The sequence below is a fragment of the Streptococcus sp. KR genome, assembly GCF_002238115.1.
Taxonomy (GTDB): Bacteria; Bacillota; Bacilli; order Lactobacillales; family Streptococcaceae; genus Streptococcus.
Genome location: NZ_NGVM01000126.1, coordinates 1 through 544 on the forward strand (window position 1 = coordinate 1; position 544 = coordinate 544).

Below are 544 nucleotides of genomic sequence, written 5' to 3' on the forward strand. Positions count from 1 at the left end.
TTCACTTCCTATTATATTATTAAGCATTTAAATGGCCTTGTGACATTTCAAAACCATTACCGTTGATGTCTTCAAAAACACAAGTCTGATTGTACGGCTTCCAGTCCCTAACAACCATAGAAGGATTTCCAGAAGAACTTGATAAAGTATATATCCGATAAAGACCATTGTTTACGCCAATATTAGGGATGTTAGCAAAGATAGAATCAATTGTATTAATACTGTCAGACCATTTATATGACTGATCTTGTAATGGTTTAAGAACTGCTTGCATAGAAGTTGAATTGACTAAGCTATTAATTTTTGTGTCGATTTCATTTTTAGTGTAAACGTTTCCAGCATCAGCTTTTGAAGCAATATTTTTCAGAAGAGTGTCAATTGATGTATCGTCTCCAGATAATTTATCGGCAATTTCTTTTAATGTATCAAGATCTTGTGGTGTTCCATCAACAAGAGCCTTAATTTGACTATTAATTTGACTATCTGCGTATAATTTTGCATTTGTCAACGTGGTAGCTTCTTTTGCATCTACTTCTGCTGATTT

The 544-nt window shown here is 33.1% G+C and carries 1 protein-coding gene; it reads right to left on the reverse strand.

What is annotated here, in order from left to right:
• Positions 1 to 19: 19 nt before the first annotated feature.
• Positions 20 to 544: hypothetical protein (locus CBI42_RS12860; RefSeq protein ID WP_218822070.1), on the reverse strand; the 525-nt coding region annotated here is incomplete at its 5' end.